The organism is Anaerohalosphaera lusitana (assembly GCF_002007645.1).
GTDB lineage: Bacteria > Planctomycetota > Phycisphaerae > Sedimentisphaerales > Anaerohalosphaeraceae > Anaerohalosphaera > Anaerohalosphaera lusitana.
The window spans coordinates 505,963-526,001 of the sequence record NZ_CP019791.1; the positions used below are offsets into that span (position 1 = coordinate 505,963).

14 protein-coding genes and 1 tRNA gene are annotated in these 20,039 nt (G+C 53.2%); 14 read left to right on the forward strand and 1 reads right to left on the reverse strand.

Annotated elements, in window-relative coordinates; genetic code table 11:
* Nucleotides 1-20 precede the first annotated feature (20 nt).
* The 13 genes from abc-f (at nt 21) to STSP2_RS02255 (ending at nt 18,712) form a co-directional block, all read left to right on the forward strand.
* Complete coding sequence (abc-f, locus tag STSP2_RS02195; protein ID WP_146659448.1) at nt 21-1,985, forward strand: ribosomal protection-like ABC-F family protein; 1,965 nt, start codon at nt 21-23, stop codon at nt 1,983-1,985.
* A gap of 625 nt (nt 1,986-2,610) precedes the next feature.
* Entirely contained in the window at nt 2,611-3,714 is a 1,104-nt protein-coding gene (gene dnaN, locus STSP2_RS02200) for a DNA polymerase III subunit beta (protein WP_146659450.1), read from the forward strand.
* A gap of 15 nt (nt 3,715-3,729) precedes the next feature.
* Entirely contained in the window at nt 3,730-4,116 is a 387-nt protein-coding gene (locus tag STSP2_RS02205; RefSeq protein WP_146659452.1) for a DciA family protein, read from the forward strand.
* Nucleotides 4,113-6,563 (forward strand): DNA topoisomerase (ATP-hydrolyzing) subunit B, encoded by a 2,451-nt coding sequence (gene gyrB, locus STSP2_RS02210; RefSeq protein ID WP_146659454.1) that lies wholly within the window; start codon nt 4,113-4,115, stop codon nt 6,561-6,563. The genes STSP2_RS02205 and gyrB overlap by 4 nt, the downstream gene beginning before the upstream one ends.
* Before the next feature lie 250 nt (nt 6,564-6,813).
* Nucleotides 6,814-7,536, forward strand: a complete 723-nt coding sequence (locus STSP2_RS02215) for a tetratricopeptide repeat protein (protein WP_146659456.1) — start codon at nt 6,814-6,816, stop codon at nt 7,534-7,536.
* An 89-nt stretch (nt 7,537-7,625) separates the two neighbouring features.
* Nucleotides 7,626-8,135, forward strand: coding sequence for a hypothetical protein (locus STSP2_RS02220; protein WP_146659458.1), 510 nt, complete (start codon nt 7,626-7,628; stop codon nt 8,133-8,135).
* A gap of 195 nt (nt 8,136-8,330) precedes the next feature.
* Nucleotides 8,331-10,835, forward strand: a complete 2,505-nt coding sequence (locus tag STSP2_RS02225; protein ID WP_169852920.1) for a DNA translocase FtsK — start codon at nt 8,331-8,333, stop codon at nt 10,833-10,835.
* A gap of 33 nt (nt 10,836-10,868) precedes the next feature.
* On the forward strand, nt 10,869-11,813 hold the full coding sequence (locus STSP2_RS02230) for a 1-phosphofructokinase family hexose kinase (protein WP_146659461.1): 945 nt from the start codon (nt 10,869-10,871) through the stop codon (nt 11,811-11,813).
* 211 nt (nt 11,814-12,024) lie between these two features.
* Nucleotides 12,025-13,950 (forward strand): thioredoxin domain-containing protein, encoded by a 1,926-nt coding sequence (locus tag STSP2_RS02235; protein WP_146659463.1) that lies wholly within the window; start codon nt 12,025-12,027, stop codon nt 13,948-13,950.
* Nucleotides 13,951-14,105: 155 nt separating this feature from the next.
* Complete coding sequence (locus tag STSP2_RS02240) at nt 14,106-16,637, forward strand: glycoside hydrolase family 20 protein (RefSeq protein ID WP_169852921.1); 2,532 nt, start codon at nt 14,106-14,108, stop codon at nt 16,635-16,637.
* 182 nt (nt 16,638-16,819) lie between these two features.
* Nucleotides 16,820-17,296 carry an MgtC/SapB family protein gene (locus STSP2_RS02245; protein ID WP_146659467.1) on the forward strand — a complete coding sequence of 159 codons (477 nt, stop codon included), beginning with the start codon at nt 16,820-16,822 and terminating at the stop codon, nt 17,294-17,296.
* Nucleotides 17,297-17,303: 7 nt separating this feature from the next.
* Nucleotides 17,304-18,089: a hypothetical protein gene (locus STSP2_RS02250; protein ID WP_169852922.1), complete on the forward strand. Its 786-nt coding sequence runs from the start codon at nt 17,304-17,306 to the stop codon at nt 18,087-18,089.
* 26 nt (nt 18,090-18,115) lie between these two features.
* Nucleotides 18,116-18,712 (forward strand): site-2 protease family protein, encoded by a 597-nt coding sequence (locus STSP2_RS02255; RefSeq protein ID WP_146659471.1) that lies wholly within the window; start codon nt 18,116-18,118, stop codon nt 18,710-18,712.
* Here STSP2_RS02255 and STSP2_RS02260 read toward each other — a convergent pair.
* Nucleotides 18,709-19,356 (reverse strand): hypothetical protein, encoded by a 648-nt coding sequence (locus STSP2_RS02260; RefSeq protein ID WP_146659473.1) that lies wholly within the window; start codon nt 19,354-19,356, stop codon nt 18,709-18,711. The two genes, STSP2_RS02255 and STSP2_RS02260, sit on opposite strands and share 4 nt — an antisense overlap.
* A gap of 545 nt (nt 19,357-19,901) precedes the next feature.
* Here STSP2_RS02260 and STSP2_RS02265 point away from each other — a divergent pair.
* Nucleotides 19,902-19,973, forward strand: a tRNA-Gln gene (locus tag STSP2_RS02265).
* The last annotated feature ends 66 nt before the right edge of the window (nt 19,974-20,039 follow it).

Sequence of the window (20,039 nt, forward strand, 5' to 3'; positions counted from 1 at the left end):
ACCTTTTTAAGCAACAGCTTATGCCCATAATAAAACTGACCGACATTCATAAGTCTTTTGACCGAAACCCGCTGTTTTACGGGCTCAAGGCGCAGTTTTATCCGGGCGAAAAGGTCGGCCTGGTCGGTCCCAACGGCTGCGGCAAGACCACGCTGTTCAAAATGATCCTCTCCGAAGTCGACCCCGATGTAGGCGAAGTATCCGTCCGAAAGGGGCTGAAAATCGGCTATCTGCCCCAGGAACCCATCTTCTGCGGCGACAATACCGTCCTGCAGGAGATGCACGCAGGCCTTGCGGATCTGTTCAAGACCCAGAAAAAGATCGAGACGCTCGCCTCCCGCCTGGGTGAACTATCAGGCGACGAACTTGAAGAGGCGATGGCAGAATACGACCGCCTGAGTCATCTTTTCGAACGCAACGGCGGCTACACATACGAGGCCCGCATAAGGTCCATCCTACACGGCGTGGGACTCGAAGAGCCGCTTTACAATGCCAAAACCTCGACTCTCAGCGGCGGTCAGCTATCCCGGCTGGGTCTTGCGAAGGTACTGCTCAGCGAAACGGACATGCTTCTGCTAGACGAACCCACCAACCATCTCGACCTGCAGGCCACCGTCTGGCTTGAAAAATACCTCCGCAGCTACAACGGCGGCGCCATCATCATAAGCCATGACCGCTATCTGCTCGATAAGGTCACCGAAAAGATCGCCGAGGTCGATCAGGGCAAGTGCACGATCTGGCGCGGAAACTACAGCCAGTTTGTCGAAAACCGCCGGCTCGAACGAGATCAGCAGCAAAAACAGTATGAATCCCGCGTCAAGATGATCGAACAGACACGCGATTTCATCGCCCGCAACAAGAATCAGGAAGGCATGCGGGGCACCGCCCGAGGCAGGGCCAAACGCCTGGAAAGAATGCTCGACAGCGACCCGGATTTCCTGAGCAAGCCCACTGAAAAGAAAACCATGAAGCTCTCTTTCGCCGATGCGACAAGCCAGAGCTCACTCGTCCTCCGCTGTGAGGGCGTCTGTAAGTCCTTTGGGGACATATGTTTATTCAAGCATATGACCTTTGACCTTCTAGCAGGCGACAGGCTGGGCGTGACCGGACCCAACGGCACCGGAAAAAGCACGTTCCTCAAACTCGCCCTCGGCCGGGAAAAGTCTACCGACGGCCGGATCCGCATGGGAAAATTCCTCACTGTCGGCTACCTCGACCAGCAGGGCCAGGAACTCAATCAGAACACCAACGTACTTGACGAGGCCCGCTCAGCAAAACCAGAACTGAGCACCGAAGTAGTCCGCGGCAAGCTCGGCGCGTTCCTTTTCACAGGCGACGACGTCTTTAAGCAGGTATCAGAGCTCAGCGGGGGCCAGCAGAACCGCCTGATGCTCTTTAAGGTTATGCTCGCAGAACCGGATGTGCTCGTGCTCGACGAGCCGACCAACCACCTCGACATCGACAGCAAAGAGGTACTGGAAAATGCACTTCGCGATTACAACGGCACGATAATCGTGGTCAGTCACGACCGATACTTCATCGACCGCGTTGTGGACAAACTGCTGGTTATCGGAGCTAACGACTTGGGAGAAAAGGAGTTAGGCAATTATGAGCTCGTGGAAGGCGAGGGCCCGCTCTACAGCAAATATGCCGAGCAGGTGGAAAAAAGACAGGCGGAAGCGCTGGCAAAGGCACGGGCAAAGGATGACTCAGGCTCGAAAAAGGCCCGCAGATCCGGGTCCGCCACCAGTAAACCCAAGCCGAAAACACCACCGGAACTGCGAAAGTTCAACAAATACAGCGTCGAAGAACTTGAAGATTTCATCCTGGAAATGGAAGAAAACATAGAGAAACTGCAAGAAAAGTTCGGAAATGAGGACCTTTATAAGGACCCCTCCGCCGTCACGGACCTGCACGCAGAGGTGGACAAACACAAAGAGGAACTGGATATCCTCTATAAAGCTTACGAGTTCAGGACGGGCTGACAGTACTGATAACGGTCCAAAATTTTGCCTATCTTAACAGCTTCGGCCGACAGTGGCTGTTATGCAACCTGTGGATAACCTGTAACTTCTGCTGTGACGCATGTGAGCCGCTCCTGTTAACAAACCGCCTTATCAGCATTGGTAACAAAGGTGCTGTGAATCTAACAGAGTTGCCATCAGCCAACCTAACAAGTTATCCACAGCCGTAAAGGCCTCTAAATATGCACCTAAGATCAGGTCGTCACACAATTTGCGGCTACAGCCCGTCAAACCTGTAACAAAGTAACTGCCCATATGAATACTAATACAAATTTCTTTAATAACTTATTATCTTATTCATCTACCGTAAGTACCTGTGTGATTTTCGCCCTTACCAGTATTGATAACCGTGATCAGGACGTATAAAAACCATTTCGGTTCAGGGGCTGCCAAACTCTCATGGATCGACTGTTCGGTAATCTTACCGAGGCTCATTTGACGGCCCACAGCAGGGTACTAGAAAAATACTCCAAAGCAGCGAAAAAACTAGCCAAAGCAGCGGTTTTCGGGTAGATTGTACGCCCGAAAGTGTACTTATTTGGAACAGTCAAAACGATATGGATTTTTCTCCAATGGTGAGGACGCTATGAAGGTAAAGTTTAACAGAGCTGCATTGCAGGAAGCTTTGGGCCTGGTCACAAGCGTTGTGCCCAGCCGAACACCGAAACCGATCCTCCAGTGCGTACAGATCAAGACCGAAGTCGACGCGGTAACGGTTTGCGCTACCGATCTGGAAGTTGGCATAAATTACCAGGTAACCCAGGTAGAGATCGAGGAGCAGGGCGAGATAGTTGTGCCCGCCGACAAACTCTCATCGATCGTTCGAGAAAGTGTCGACGAAGTGATCGCCATCGAAGAATCCGAGGCGACCGTCGAGATCAAGGGCGCAGACAGCCACTTTACCATTTACGGCCACGATGCTGACCAGTACCCGAGCGTACCCGGTTTCGAGGGCGACGCCCACTTCACCATCAGTCTCGGCAAGCTCCAGGAAGGCATCGAGCTGACCGTCTTCGCGGCAGCAAAAGAGAGCACCCGCTACGCTCTTAACGGCATACTCTGGGAAGTCGAAGGCAAAAAGCTCACACTCGTTGCGACTGACGGCAGGCGTCTGGCAAGATGTGCGGTCAATCTCGACACCGTCGAAAAAGACAGCATCCCGGACGGCCGGATCATAGTGCCCGCCAAGACGATGAACCTGCTAGACCGCGTAGGCGGAAGCGCCGATACGAAGGTCTCTGTGCGGTTCGTCGACAATCAGATCGTCATATCCTGCGGCCAGGTCATCATCAGCTCGAACCTGGTCGAGGGCAACTTCCCGAAATACGAAGACATTATCCCCAAGGATTACACAAACAGCATAGGCCTGAACACCGACGCCGCCCTGAGCGCGGTGCGGCGTGCGGCTCTTCTGAGCAATGAAGACAGCAAGGGCATCAAGCTCGCTTTGTCTGACAACAAAATGACGTTCTCCAGCCGGGCTCCGGAAACAGGCGATGCCCAGGTAGAAATGACGATCGACTACAGCGGGGGGGAAATGGAAATTGGTTTCAACCCAGCTTTCCTTATCGACGTATTGAAGGTTATAAAGGCGGATGACTTCAAGCTTGAGCTGGGCGATTCGGAAAGACCCGGCGTGATCAGGTCAGGCGATCAGTTCCTGTACATAGTTATGCCCGTAAACCTGTAAGTTGAGGATATTACTTTGGCACCGGCCAGCAGAAGTGACGAAGACAAACTGCTAAGAAGTGTCTCCCGCTGGAAGAAAAAGAAGAAGGATCGAACCAGCCCGCTGAGCCAGGTAGTCAGGTCCTACATGGACCGCAATCAGCCGGTCTTCGAGAAAAACGCGGAGGTCGTCGAGGCGTGGCGGGATATTTTGCCCGAGCATTTTTACGATCACTGTCAACTGGCGGCGATAGACAAAGGAGTTATCAGGATCGAGGTCGACAGCGGCCCATTCATGCACGAAATGCGTCTGCTCAGCGGCGAGCTGCTCGAACATCTCAAGAGCAGATGCCCGCGAGCGAAGCTTAAAAAGATAGTTCTTTGCCCACGCAAGGCAAGACAAGATACAGAAGAGGAAAAATGAGCGAACAACATTACGACTATGATGCCAAGAACATCAAGGTCCTCGAAGGACTCGAAGCGGTCCGCAAGAGGCCCGACATGTATATCGGCAATACTCAGACCGGCGGACTGCACCACCTGGTCTACGAAGTGCTGGACAACTCCATCGATGAGGCACTGGCTGACAGATGCGACCGCATTACCGTCCGGATCCACATCGACGGAAGCTGCTCGATCGAGGACAACGGTCTGGGGATTCCCGTGGAAACCCACGAAGAATCCGGCAAAAGCGCGCTGGAAGTCGTGCTTACTGTTCTGCACGCGGGAGGCAAGTTCGACGACAAGGCCTACAAAGTCTCCGGCGGTCTGCATGGTGTGGGCGTCAGCGTAGTTAATGCACTCAGCGAACAGCTCGAGGCCGACGTCTACCGCGGCGGCAAGCACTATCATTTCGAATGCGAACGGGGCTTGCCGAAGGGCGAGCTCAAGGTGATCGGCGAAACCAAAAAACGCGGTACGAAGATCACGTTCCTGCCGGACGAAGAAATATTTTCGACCGTCGACTTCAAATATGACACGTTGCAAAAACGCATCCGCGAGCTGGCCTACCTCAACGCGGGCGTGCACATCACCTTCCAGGACGACCGCGTAGAGAAAAAGGAAGTATATCACTATCCCGAGGGCCTGAAGGCTTTCGTTGCGCATCTCAACGAGGGCAAGAATGCACTTTCCGACGCGATCTTCTTCGGCAAGGACGATCCCGAAAGCGGGCTCGCCGTCGAAGTGGCCATGCAGTACAATGACGGCTTTAACGAAAATCTGCTCGCATTCGCCAATAACATCCGTAATATTGACGGCGGTACGCACCTGTCAGGCTTCAAGACGGCTCTGACGCGGACACTCAACACATACGCACGCAATGCGAACCTGCTCAAAAGCGGAACGACCACGACAGGCGACGACCTGCGTGAAGGTCTGACCGCGATAATCAGCGCTAAAGTAGTCGATCCGCACTTCGAGGCTCAGACAAAGGTTCGTCTCTCGAACCCCGAAGTCGGCAGCTTCGTCGAAAGCGTCGTAGGCGAAAGGCTCGGCATATGGCTCGAAGAGAATCCGACAGACGCCAAACGAATCCTCAACAAGGCGATCCAGGCGGCCGCGGCCCGTGAAGCAGCACGCAAGGCCCGCGAACTCACCCGGCGGAAAGGTGCACTGAGCGGTGCGAATTTGCCCGGTAAGCTCTGGGATTGTTCGAGCAAGAACACGACCGACACCGAGATATTCGTGGTCGAGGGTGATTCGGCGGGCGGCTCGGCAAAGTCCGGACGCGACCGTGAAATGCAGGCGATCCTCCCGCTCAAGGGTAAGATACTTAACGTCGAAAAATCACGGCTTGAAAAAATGCTCGGCCATGAAGAGATCCGAACCATGATCAGCGCCCTGGGAACGGGCATCGGCACAGACGACTTCAACATCGAAAAGTGCAGATACGGCAAGATCATTCTGATGACCGATGCCGATGTGGATGGCGCACATATTCGCACCCTCCTGCTGACGTTCCTGTTTAGGCAAATGCCCCAACTTTTCGAGAATGAGATGGTATACATCGCCCAGCCGCCTCTGTACGAAGTGCGCAGGAAGGGCCGCAAGAAAAGCGAGTACATACTCAATGAAGGTGACATGAAACGCCGGATGGAAAACCGCGGTCTCGAAGACGCGAAACTGATGATCAAGCTGGATGAAGAAACGATCGAAGTATCCGGCGATAATCTGGCAAAACTCGTCAAGCTGCTAAATGATATCGAAAGGGCGGTTTACGTCCTTGAACGTCGTGGCGTGCTGTTCAGGGATTTTGTTAAATCGCACTACGATGACGGCAAGCTGCCCTCGTATCATATCCGCACCAGGCAAGGCAGCGAGTTCTACCACAGCAAGGAAGAATACGAACAACGTTTGGCAATACTCGAATCCAGCGAAACCGAAGAAGAGGGCGAACCCCTCGACGAAGATGATACCGAAGTACTCAAGACCGTTGGCGAAGAGCTACACGAAGTGGTACGGCTGAACCAGATCAACGCTAAGTTGCAGGCTGAGTTCAAGCTTTCTTTGAAAGATTTCCTGCTCAAGCAGGAACGCAATATTGCCGGCGAACTGCTTCCGACCAAATTCGTGGTCCTGGCGGATGATGACGAAAATTCGGTTGCATCGCTTGGCGACGTAAACGCTGCGGTCCGGCAGGTGGGCGGTAAGGGTATCGAGATCAAGCGGTTCAAGGGCCTGGGTGAGATGAACTCCGACCAGCTCTGGGAAACGACGATGGATCCGGAAAACCGTACTCTTCTCAAGGTCAAGATCGAAGACGCCGGCGAAGCCGACAGACTTTTCAGCATCCTGATGGGTGATAATGTAGAAAAACGCCGTAACTTCATCAAGGAACACGCGCTGGAAGTGACCAATCTGGACGTATAACCGGTCGGACCGGTCATGAAATAAAAGGTACTGCGAACTTGCAAAATTGAGATTGTCCGGGCAAAATGGCCTGAGCAATAAAAGGATTTATACAGAAAATTCGCACAGCACGCCGATATTGCAGAACAGGGCGGTTTTTTGCCCACGTGCTTGAGCCGTTTTTACGTTGCAAAGCTGCTGAAAGTATTAGCGGCCCGTGACGTTGGAGACGGTTTGTGAAAATATTAACGATGCTCGAAAGGATACAACGATGGCGAATGCGTCAAAACTTACGGGACTCATTCTGACAGCCGTTTTCCTGGTCGCCGGCTGTGATATGTTCGGCGGTGCACAAAAAGATAAGGAAGAACCCGTTGTCATCAGCAGTGAACAAAGAAAAACCGAGCTGCTCGAAAAGATCGAAAAGGACTACGACAATGCGGAACTGCATTATGAGCTAGGCAAGATCTATCAGGCCGACGGGCTCTGGCAGAAGGCTGAAACGCAGTTCAGCCGGGCGATAGGCTTCGATCCCGTTCATCGCAAGGCAGAGGCGGCACTGGTCAAGACGCTCACGCTTGCTGGTGAAGAGGACAGAGCGGCCCCGCTGGCGAAGAATTATCTCAGCCAGGCCCAGTACTCACCCGAAGCATCGCTGAGGCTCGGCAGGGCATTCCAGCAGGAAGGTTTAAACGATTACGCCATCACGGCTTACAAACAGGCACTCGACCTGGCGCCTAATTCTGCCGGCCTGAATAAGCAGATCGGCTATTATTATCTCGCACAGGGTGACAAGGTCCGCGCGGAAGAGTATCTTCGCCGCAGCTTCCAGCTCAACCCCAACCAGCCCGAAGTCGCAGGGGAACTTGGCCGAATGGGTGTAATAGTGCAGGTGCCCAAAGAAAAGAAGACCTCCGGCAGTCAGCTCGACAAGCTTATTGACAAACTGTTCGGCGGCGGGGACGAAGAGCAGGGCCAGCAAACTGAGCAGTAAGAAATCTCCTTCGCAGGGGATGGCATGTTAAATAAGTAAGGCTCGCGGCATCGGTCGCGGGCCTTGTTTCATTCAGGAAGGTCCAAATTATGCCGTCTTACGAAAGAATAATTGAGAGTCTGACCAGTCTTCTTCAGCCTTATGTGCCCGGCATCACATCCGAGCAGGTTTCACAATTGCTGCTTGTCCTGCTCATCGGCGGTGTGGTGCTGATAATAACAGCTATTGTGGTGCAAATACTCTATCTTCTAACACTTGCAAAGGCCCTCAAAAAGTGCAGCCCGGCAAATCGTGAGATGCCGCCGGGACTGGTCTGGCTAGAACTGATCCCTGTTTTCAACCTGATATGGCGGTTTTTCAACGTGATCAACGTATCCGATTCGCTCGGCCGCGAATTCAGATCCCGTAATATGAATGAAGAAGCCTCTCCCGCCAGAACCAGCGGAATGCTTTACAGCATATTCTCCTGCGGCGGTGTGATACCGTTGATAGGCTCGTTCTTAGTGCTGATACTGGCTCCGATCTTCTGGATGATATACTGGGTGCGGATCCGCAAGTACTCCAAAAAACTCGACCCGCCTCCACTGCCCGGACAATGAAACGGCTGTAAGTCCCCTGGCTGTAATAGTTTAATTGCATATCTGTAAGCTGTACCCGCGATGGGCCGCTATTTTACGGTTTTTTATAGCATACCACCCCCTTTGGCCGATAAAATACTGATAACCAGTGCAGAAAAACGGTCTCAGAGACGCTAATATGCGTCTTTTTTGTTTTACGAAGGGGTTTTATCGGAAGTGAAAGCTGCAAGTCTCTACAAAGTAGCCATCGAAGGTATTCTGCTGGCGGTCTGTATATTTTTGTTCTTCAGCTGCCTCAGTTTCAATATTGCTGATCCGCCCAGCACGTATGTCTGGCCCAATAATGTGGACGTCGCAAACTGGTGCGGCCCGATTGGCGCGTTCTTCGCCTACTACCTTATCTATTATATAGGTCCCGGTTCTCTGCTGCTTTTTGCCGTTGCGGGCTGGATGCTGACGGTGAACCTGTCCGGCACGAAGATCAGCCAGTTGTTCCTACGCGCGATCGGCCTTGCTCTGTTGATAATCGCAGCATCGGCAACGGTCCATCTGATCGATCCGTATTCCCGCCAGGGTGTGCCCGCGCTTGGCAACGGCTTGCCCATCGGCAATGGCGGTATCATCGGCGTGTCGATCGGCCACTTCCTGCAGGAAAATGTCGCCGCCCTCGGTACGTTCATAATCATGGCGTCGGCCTGGCTCGTTGGAGCGATACTGCTGGCCGACAGCCTGGTACTAGCGATAGTCAAGGGCATCGGTATGTTCGTCGCGAAGACGTTCGGCATCATGGTGCCCGCTGTCTCTGCCGCAAAAGAAAGATCGTCCTCGTTCGGAACGAGCTTTCAGCATAAAAGCCTCAAGCGAAAGAAACGTTTCAGTTTTGGCAGAAAACACAGCGGACCAGAGGTCAACGAAGAAGACGATCACGAAATGGAATCGACCATTATCGCCCAGCGCAACAAACAGCGTGAGCTTGAGTTCCCCGAAGATGACCAGCAGGGCGAGTCTGAGGAAACACCGCAGGAAGCTGGTGAACAAACCGAACAGTCGTCAGATGAACAGAGCAAGGAAAAGCCCGCTCTCAAGATCAAACGCCGCAAGCCGAAAAAGCAGCAGCCCTACGTTCAAAAATCCTACGAGGATTACAGCTTTCCGCCGCTTGATCTGCTTGAAGAACCGATCCGCGGATTCGAGTCGGTGCTGACCAAAATGGTAGAAGAAAAAGCCGAAGTGCTCGAAGCGATCCTGGCGGAATTCGGTATTGACGCAACCGTCGTTAACGCAGAACCGGGTCCGGCGATCACCATGTACGAACTGCAGCTTGCACCGGGCGTGAAGGTAAGCCAGATCTCCGGCCTGTCGAACGATATGGCCCGTGCACTGGGTGCAGGCTCGGTCCGCGTGGTTGCACCGCTGCCCGGCAAACACACCGTAGGCGTGGAAGCACCCAACAGCAAACGCGAAATAGTTCGCCTCAAGGAGTTGATGGAGCGTGCCGGCAGCAAACCCGACAAAATGAATATCCCGGTCTTTCTGGGCAAGACCTCCTCGGGTACTGCTCTGATTTCGGACCTGTCATCTATGCCGCACTGTTTGATCGCCGGTACCACAGGCTCGGGTAAGAGTGTGTGCATCAACACGATCATTTCATCGATCCTGCTTACCCGGCGGCCCGACGAAGTCAAGATGATTTTGGTCGACCCGAAGATGGTCGAAATGTCGCAGTTCGAGAACATCCCGCACCTGATGTGTCCGACCGTCACCGAGATGAAACGGGCAGAGCAGATACTCGAATGGGCCGTCACGAAAATGGACGAACGCTACGAGATACTCCGCGAAGCGAAGGTGCGAAATGTCGCGTCATACAATATGCTGGATCAGGAAGAACTGATCGAACGCTTCAACCCGCAGACGCCGGAAGAAGAAGCGAAGATTCCCAAGAAGCTGCCCTATATTGTGATCGTCATCGACGAGCTCGCGGATCTTATGATGACGTCGGCAAAAGAAGTCGAGTCCTACATCGTGCGTATCGCACAGAAAAGCCGTGCCGTCGGCATCCACCTGGTCATCGCGACCCAGCGTCCCCAGGCAACCGTCGTTACCGGCCTTATCAAAGCCAACATGCCCTGCCGTATCTCGTTCCGCGTTGCGGGCAGGATGGACAGCCGTATCATCCTCGACACCAACGGCGGCGAAACGCTGCTCGGCCAGGGCGACATGCTCTTCCTGAAACCGGGCACAAGTGAGCTCGTCCGCTCGCAAGGCGCGTTTATGGATGACGCAGAGATCCGCCGGATCGTTAAGTACCTCAAGGATGTTGCTGAGCCGCAGTTCCATCCCGAACTTATGCAACTCGGCCGCGTCGATCTTTCCGAAGCGCCGCAGGACGAACTGTTCGATGAAGGCGTCAAGGTCGTGCTCGAAACCAAACGCGGCAGTGTATCCCTGCTTCAGCGTCGACTCGGCATTGGTTATGCACGTGCAAGCCGCATGATCGAAATGATGGCCTCGATGGGAATCCTCGGTGAGTACAAAGGCAGCCAGGCCCGCGAAGTCACCATGACCGTCGACGAATACGAAAATCTCAAGAACGAGTACATCCAGGATGAGGTTAAAAGCTACGACGATCTGACCGCCGAGATGCAGGACGAAGACGACAGCGACGATGACGACTACGAAGAAGAATATCTCGAAGCGACCTCCTATGACGATGATGAATAGAAATCGCCGTAATTTCAGCACCAGCAGGATGGTATGTTCACGAATCGCGAAATAGTAACCGTAGGCATTTCACCATGCTGGGACATAACCTGCCGCGTTAAGGGCATCGACTGGGGCAGTCATGAAACGATCGATGCCCAGTATTCCGTGCCCGCAGGCAAGGCACTCAACGTATCCCGCGCGCTCGCACAGCTTGACATCCCAAGCACCGCGACCGGCTTATGGGGCAGTGACGATTATCAGCAGATGCTGTCGACCATCGCCCAGCTCAGTGAAAACATCACACCTGACTTCGTCGCGGTTCCCGGCTCGACGCGGCGCAACATCACAATCGCCGACACTTTCAACCAGCGGGAGATGCATCTGCGCAGTCCCTCTACACTTGCGAACCCCGAGTCGCTTGACCGGCTCGAACAAAAACTTCTTTCGCTCGCTAGCGAAAACAAGCTGTTCGTATTTGCCGGCTCACTACCCACCGGGGAACTTCTCGAGCGAATTGCAACCATCATCGAAAAACTGCACCAGGCAAAAGCCGCCGTAGCACTCGACACGTCCGGCCCGGCCCTGCGTACGCTTGTCGAAGCAGGTCACGTCAGCATCATAAAACCGAACATCGAAGAGCTCAGCGAACTCACCGGCGCCCAGCTTTCCGACGATCCTCATCAATTGATCGCATCCACAAAACCGCTGCTGGAGGAAGTGGACATTGTTCTGCTCAGCCGTGGTGCCGGCGGCGCAATCGCGATTACTCGTGAAGGCAGTGTTTCAGGGGCATTCCGCGGCAAGGCCCAGCCGGTAACCCACACCGTCGGTTGCGGCGACTATCTCCTTGCGGGCTTTCTCACGGGCCTGACCCAGGTCGGCGAAAGCGGCTTCGCACTGCAGCGTGGCCTGCTGACCGCCACTGCCAGAGCCTTCGGCGTCAAGCCCACCGACCTCTCTCTGGCAAATCAGATCGAGCTCAAAGTGGTCAAATAAGAGATTGCTCGTATTTCGACTAAGCAAAACCGACCCAGTACTTCTGACAATTGCGAACATCCCTATTATTTTGGCGGTATTTTTCTAAAATTCTGCAACTGGGTGGATTTATAACCGTCAAAGTTATAAACTTGAGTTAAACCAGCCTTCGATCCCCAGCTTCAGAATCGAATTTACGCAAAATATCTTTTGTTTACAGGAAGAAAAAGAGATGAAATTATTCGCCAGAAACCTTCTGTTATTGACGATCTCAGCCTTAATGACCTCATCTGTGATCGGTGCCGATCTGCCCGACCAGTGGTACAAGGATTTCGCCAAAGCCAAACAGACCGCAAAACAGGAAGACAAGCCGATCCTGGCCGTATTTTCCGCAGCATGGTGCGGACCCTGTCAGGCCATGGTAAAATCGGTCTATCCTAAAGACAATGTAAAGCAATATCTGAATGATTGGGTTCCCGTCTACATCGATGAGGCTGATTATCCGCAGGTCGTCAGAAAATTCAACGTCCGCGCTTTCCCCACATTCGTCTTGCTTAATTCCCAAGGTGCCGAGGCAGGTCGATTTGTCGGCGGTGCCCAGGATGGTGAGGGTTTCATAAAGCGGATCGAAGACGCCTCAGCCATGCAGGAAAAGATGGCGGAGATAGAAAAGAAGCTCGCCGAAAACCCCGGTGATATCCAGACCCTTCTCGAAAAAGCGGAGCTTACTTCGTCTGTTGACCGCAACGGTGCTGTCGAGATCTACGAAAAAGCATATAGAATTGACTCGGATAAGTTCATGGAGCTGGCCGACCCGCAGGTCGCAAGCTATATCAAAAACCGCGTCGAATTCGAGCAGCAGATCAAACGTGCCAACGCTATGGTCGAAAAGAATCCCGAAAATGCCCGACCTTACATAAAGCGTGCAAACATATATTTGGGCGACAGTTTCACAAAGGACCTTTCATATAATCCCGCCACGTTGCCGAAGGCCCTTGCGGATTTGCAAAAGGCTCTCGAGCTTGGCCCGAAAAATACCGAACAGGTCGAAGAGACCGTTACGTTCCTCACCGCGTGGCAGGATCAGGAAAACGCGGACGACAAGCTCGCAGAATTTGTGGAAAAATATCCGGACAGTGCACACACGCCATTCGCCCAGTACCGTCTATATGCTTCAGCGATGGAAAGCGAGAATGCCGACAAGGCTGTAAAGCACCTTGAGCAGGCGGCCAAGACCGCTCCAGACGGCAGGTTCGCCGACTGGCTCAACGCTCGTCTGGCAGAAATGAACGCTGAACAGGAAGTCGAAAAGCTCAATATTGAAGCTCCCAAACTCAGTGTCGCTGAATACATAAAAGGTGAACCGGTCACGATGACCGAGGGCAATGTCTACGTCATCGAGTTCTGGGCCACATGGTGTCCCCCCTGCAGAGCGAGCATTCCGCACCTGACGGAACTGCAGGAAAAATACGAAAACGCTACGATCATAGGCATCTCCAACGAAGGCGCAGACAAGGTCAAGCCTTTCGTGGAAGAAAAGGGCGACGAGATGGCCTATACTGTCGCAGTTGACGACGACCGTTCGATGAGCAAGGCATATATGGATACCTACGGTGTCCGCGGCATCCCGCATGCCTTCATTGTTGACCAGCAGGGTAAGATCGTCTGGCACGGGCATCCGCTTGACGGACTCGATGAGGTCCTGCCACAGGTCATCGACGGCAACTTCGATCAGTTGGCATATTTAAAAGAAAAGAAGCTCGAACAGGCTCAGAGCGAAAAACTGCTTGCCGCTTATAAAGGCTACTTCCAGAACATAAAGGACAATCCGGAAAAGGCAGAAGAGCAGGCGCAATATGTACTTGAAAATACCGAAGACGACGCGAACATGCTAAACGCTCTGGCGTGGCGTATACTTACGAACGTCCCCGAAGAAAAAAGGGACATCAATCTGGCACTAGAGGCCGCGAAAAAGGCTCTGGAGATCGACCCCAACGCACAGATCTATGACACTTACGCGCTGGCATGCTTCCAGGCCGGGCAGATCGAAGAAGCCATTGCCAACCAGAGCAAGGCAGTCAGCATGACCGAAGAAAAAGAGTGGAAGGACAAGCTCCAGGCCACGCTCGAAAAGTACAAAGCCGCGGCAACGCAGTAGGGTATTGAATGGTTTAGAAGTTGTCTGCCAACTGGTGCGGACAATTTTAATCTTTCAGTTACTGAAGAGAAACTCTTTCTGGAAATCATAGCCCGCAGTCGATACAATCCGGCTGTGGGTTTTTCTTTTGTTATTTTTCAAGGAGAGTTGTGAACATGAAGAAGATGTGGCTGTTGTTAATTGTGTGTGCGATTTGCTGTGTGAATTTCTCAATCGCTTTCGCCGAGATCGCGATAATCCCCAAACCCGTCAAAGTCGTAGAGCAGTCCGGCAGTTTCACGCTTAATGCTCAAACAAAACTTCTGACCAGCGAACCAAGTATAGCTGAACGCTGCCGAACAATGTTCACACTCGCGACCGGCTTCGCGTTTCCCGTCGCGGACACAAGGCCGGCCTCAAACTATATCGCCCTGACCATCGATCCGTCACTGGATGATCTGAGCGAAGAGGCATATCGCCTGACGGTCGATACTGACTCGGTCGCCATTCGTGCGAATCATACTCGTGGCCTTTATTACGGCCTGCAGACCCTGCGACAACTCCTGCCTGTCGAGATATACAGCGACACCAAAGTCGCCGCGGTCGACTGGAAAATTCCCGCTGTGCGTATCGAAGACGAGCCCCGCTTCCAGTGGCGCGGCATGATGCTCGACTGCTCACGCCAGTTCTTCCCCGCCGAGTTCGTCAAGGACTACATAGACTGGCTCGCTGTTCACAAGATCAACCTCTTCCACTGGCACCTGACCGATGATGACGGTTGGCGCATCGAGATCAAGCAGTATCCAAAACTTACCGAGCTTGGCGCATGGCGCGGCGAAGACGAGGTTCTGCCTCCTTCACGCGGCAGCGGTGCTGAACGCTACGGAGGATTCTATACACACGAACAGATCCGCGAAATCGTTGCTTATGCAGCCGAGAGAAACATCCGCATCATGCCCGAGATCGACGTCCCGGGCCACGGCAGGGCGGCGACAGCGTCTTATCCCGAGATTCTATGTGAAGGCGTCGGCGATACCAAAAGCGTGCAGGGCATATCGAAAAACGTCTGGTGCGCAGGCCGTGAAGAAAACTTCGAAATGCTCGATGCCATCATTGCCGAAACCGCCGAGCTGTTTCCCTTCGAATACATTCACATCGGCGGCGATGAGGTCAACCAGAAAGCCTGGGCAAACTGCTCCCGCTGCAAAAAACTCATGCAGCAAAAAGGGTTCCAGAACACCGCCCAGATACAGAACTACTTCATCAAGCGGATGGAAAAGATCGTTCGCAATCACGGTAAGAACATGATCGGATGGAACGAAATACTCCATGGCGGAAAGCTCGAACAGGATACTGCGATCATGTCCTGGATCGGTACAGGTCCGGGCATTCACGCAGCGAAGCTCGGCCATCCTGTGATCATGGCGCCGGGCCCGTATATGTATTTCGACATGAAGCAGGCACCCGGCGAACGCGGCCACTGGTGGGCGGGCATCGTCACCACTGAAAAGTCCTACTCGTTCGATCCGTTTGATTTCGACCTGCCCGAAGACAAAGTCAAAAATATCTTCGGCGTCCAGGCATGCCTCTGGTCCGAGTATCTAAATGAACCGCCGCATTACGCAGAGCATCAATCCTACCCGCGCATCTGCGCACTGTCAGAGGTCGGCTGGACACCGCAGAAGCTTCGCGAATACGAAGACTTCAACACACGGCTCGGCAAGCACCTGCCGCGTCTGGGCAAGCTCGGCATTCACTACCGAGTGCCGCAACCCACCGCTGTCATTGACAAGGGTGTGGTAACCATACAACCGCCGTTCGAAGATACCCAGGTCCGCTATACCACCAACGGAACCGAACCGACGGAATACTCTAAGCTCTACACCGGGCCATTTGAATGCGCGGACCCGGACAAACTTCGCTGCAGAACTTACATGGGTGACAATGCAAGCGGCGTAAAGAAAGGCGCCGAACGTGCAGACGCCGCGAAATGGAAACCGTCAATGCTTTCAGCGCAATTCAAGCCTGTCGACTTTGATATCACCGACACGATCAACAAGGGCGGCGTATGGTATGCGACGTTCGACTACACCAGCGGCGCACACAAACTCGTTATCCGTTCAGTTGAGCTGCTTTGCGACGGCAAGACCATCGCCAGAGACGAACACCAGGGCGAAACAGGAACCCGCGACGCGAACAACAAGTACCGCCTGCCGGTCGACAGCTATGACCCGGAGGCTAAATACGTACTCCGTGCGGATATCCGGGCCGACGGCGGAACGAACTCACACGGAGGTATCGTCATCGAACGTTCGCCATACCTCGAACCCGCTGCCGCGGTCACGACGTCCATGAACGCGTACGGCAGCAACACCCCCGAAAACGCCGTCGACTACAACCGCGGCACATACTTCTGGACAAACCATCCGCCCAGGAAGGGCGACCTCTTCACGTTTACCTTCGACGAACCGGTAACCGCTGACCAGCTCGAGGTTCGCACCGGCATGCCCAGCCAGGCAAACCGCGATATCCTCACCGACGGTATCGTTGAGATTTCTTCCGACGGCAAGACTTTCACCGAAGCGGGCGGTTTCGAAATGGGCACCGCAAAGGTCGAACTGACCCAAAAGCTCAAGGCCGTACGCATCCGCGTCACAGCCGACTCACCTGAAAGCTGGCTCATCATTCAGGACATTGTCCTTAAATGATCCAGCCCGCATAATCATGATATCAAGGGATCGCATGAATTGTGCGGTCCCTTTTCTATTTACCTGATGGCACCGTTTTTTTACAGCCTTTACATCCATGCGCCGACACTATAACATAGTTGAATTCTCCGGCCTGAAAAAGTTGGACGGATTATTTATCACAAACGCAGCCAGGACATACTATGGATATGAATTTTGACATGCAGGAACTGATCGGTCTTCTGATGGCCTTTACGCTCGGAGGTCTGATCGGCATCGAACGTGAGATAAACGGCAAGCCCGCCGGCCTGCGAACCAATATAATCATCTGCGTCGGAGCAGCGGCGTTCACAGTGCTCGGCCGTCACTTTGCCGGCGAAGCAACAGAAGAAGTGCCCGAAGCGTTTGCGCGGCTCGCGGCAGGAATCATCACCGGTGTTGGTTTTCTCGGCGGCGGCGTGCTCATCCGCGAAGGAAGCACCGTTCATGGCCTGACCACTGCTGCGAGCATATGGCTCGTCACCAGCATCGGCATCGCCTGCGGCATCGGTTCCTACGCACTTGCGATCACTGTAACGCTGCTCGCACTGGTCGTTCTGCTCGGTCTCTCACCTGTCGCCCACCGTATCCGCGATGTCAAGGACGAAGAACACCGTCGCGATTCCCGGGGTGAAGAATAGAAACGCAATGATAGATTTCATCCGCCATCTACTCGCTGTTCCCCTCCAGATGCTCGTCTTCGCCGCGAGGATATTGCCGATCCACAGGCTGCCTCTGCTCAAGGCAATCTGGGATCTCACCGCCGATCCGCAATGGGGCGCACGTCTGATCAAAGAAACGGCTTTCGTGAAATCCCTCGCGGACGCACGCCGGCTCACCGACCGTCTGCTCTCGCAGAAAAATGACGGCCGACTCTACCTCGCCATAGGCCAGCTCGAACTCGATCCAGGCGGCGATCCCGTCGCTGCCTACAACTGGATACATCGCGCCCGCCAGACGGATTGCACAAATCAGGAATGGCTGCTCTATCTCGAACTGATCCTCTCCCGCCATCTGCCCCAGTGCGACCCAGGCGACATCGCCGACCGAATTCTCGCCCGCAATGACCTGCCGATGCACTACACCGCGACCGCACTCTCGATAAAGGCACAGCTCGCGATTAGCAATAATGATTTCGACCGTGCCGACCGCATTCTCGACCGCATGCTGGAGGTGCAGGACGATGCGAACGTTCATTTTCTCAAGTGGGTCTGTGCACAGGCTCGAAATGACGAACAAAAAGCCGAATACCACCGCCGCAGATTCGCCAAACAGACTTCCGCCGACCAGTACTTTCTGACGCTCGCCCACGGCTGGCTCAGGCTGCACAACGAGCCGAACGCCCGCGAATGTCTAAGCTTTGCACAGCAAAAAGGTGTAACGCGCGAACAAATCGAAAAATTTGACGCACAATTAGTAAAACTGTTGGACTGACCGACATATTTTCCAAGGATCAGATCGTGAATTTCGACTTGAACTTCTTACTTTCTCTTTTGCCCGGACTCGTGGTGGGGCTGACCATACACGAAGCCTCGCACGCGCTCTCCGCAAAGTGGCTGGGCGACAGGACCGCCGAAAAAATGGGGCGAATAAGCCTCAACCCCCTCGACCATTTTTCCCCGACAGGATTTCTGGCATTTTTCCTGCTCGGTTTCGGCTGGGGAAAGCCCGTTATAGTAAATCTGTATAACTTCAAGAAACCCCGCTTCCACTACCTGCTGACCTCGCTCGCAGGCCCGGCCTCGAACCTCCTGGTAGCTTGTATCTCTCTGGCTCTGCTGTACTTACATCCTACCGGCATGTTGCGCAATGCCCTTAAATCCATCTTCTTGATCAACTGCCTGCTCGCGACGTTTAACCTCCTGCCGATACCCCCGCTCGACGGCAGCAAGATCTGGCCCTGCCTGATACCGGGCATGAAACCGGCCTTCTCAGGCAAAACAAATCTCATCTGGGTCGGTGTGGTCATAATAGGCCTCTACAGCGGCGCGGTCGACAGAATCATAACCCCCGTTCTCACCTTCGTGCACAGTCTCATCCCCGCACTTCCCGGTTAGGCCGCAATTTTCTGAAAGCTTTTGGTGTTTTTCCCGGAAATAATATAAGTCGTAAAACCCGCAAGTACAAACATCAGAACATCAGATACGCCGAATATAAACCCGGCTTTTTCAGGATAGAAGGCGAATTCTCCGACGTCTTCCATGATTTTTTCCTTGGCTGTTTCTCTCAAAGACTGCTTCTCTTTAGCATCGATCGAGTCCCAATACCCCTTCGCTTCCTCCCAGATTCCCACAGGAAAATTGCCTTTGTCCCACCATCTTTGGTTATTCACCACTGCAGGCCACTGTACTTTTTTGCCCTGCCTTTCGAGATCATCTGCCAAAATATGTGCGATGTAAGCGACCATCAATTCATCATGTTCGATGTTTTCAGAAGTATCGGCAGTCGTTTTTCGTGTGAATTCCATGTTTTCAGCAGTTGTTTCAATGAATTTGCCCAGCAAAATGGCACTAGATGCTATCACTATAGCCAAGAAAACCTTTGATTTGTTCCCCTCTGAGCCGGAAGCAAAGCAGATACCCACCGAAGCACTTACCGCCCAGGCAAATACCCCGGCTTTGATCCCTGTTAGGTAAGCAATGATTCCCCAAATGAGACAAATTAGCAGACCTGCGATGACACAATTCACCAAGCGTTTCACTGGTATCTCCTCTTGGATATTTAATCATAAGTTTTTGTGTCATCCTCCAGTTAAAAACTATAAACCGTGGAGCTAAAATCAACTATAGACTCTGTTTTTAAAGATAATCCGGTGATACTACGGTAATAAGTGTATGATAATGTCGTTATCGATAGGGAAGTCCTCATCATTCAATAATGAACCAGTTTTAATCAGTCTTTTCCCGGTTTTAAGCTTTCCTGCCTAAGTTTTTACCCGCTTTTTGGCACTTTTCTCACGCCCGGGCGAGTTTTTATCTTGAATTTTGCCCGCCAAACTGTAAACTGCCGCTTTGAATTTGTCCTGTCGCACGGGGTAGTTATGCTCAATGCGTGGGGCTGACAGCTATCGCGGCATGGTCAGCTCAAGCCTCCGACAGGATCCGATCGGTTCGTTCGACGAACCCCGCGAGCGCAGAATATGCATCTACGCCCACAAGCGGTAATACTTGGCAAAAAGTACGTCAAACAGCGACAGACCCCATTATCAGGCCTGAAATCGCGGTTTGCATGAATGTGAATAAACGTTACCCGGTGGTGTAATCGGCAACACTCGAGGTTTTGATCCTCGCATTCCAGGTTCAAGTCCTGGCCGGGTAGCTTCTTGATGTGGATTATTACGCTGGCAAGTGCTTTCAGGAGAGAGCAGGTTTTGGCTGGGCCGGC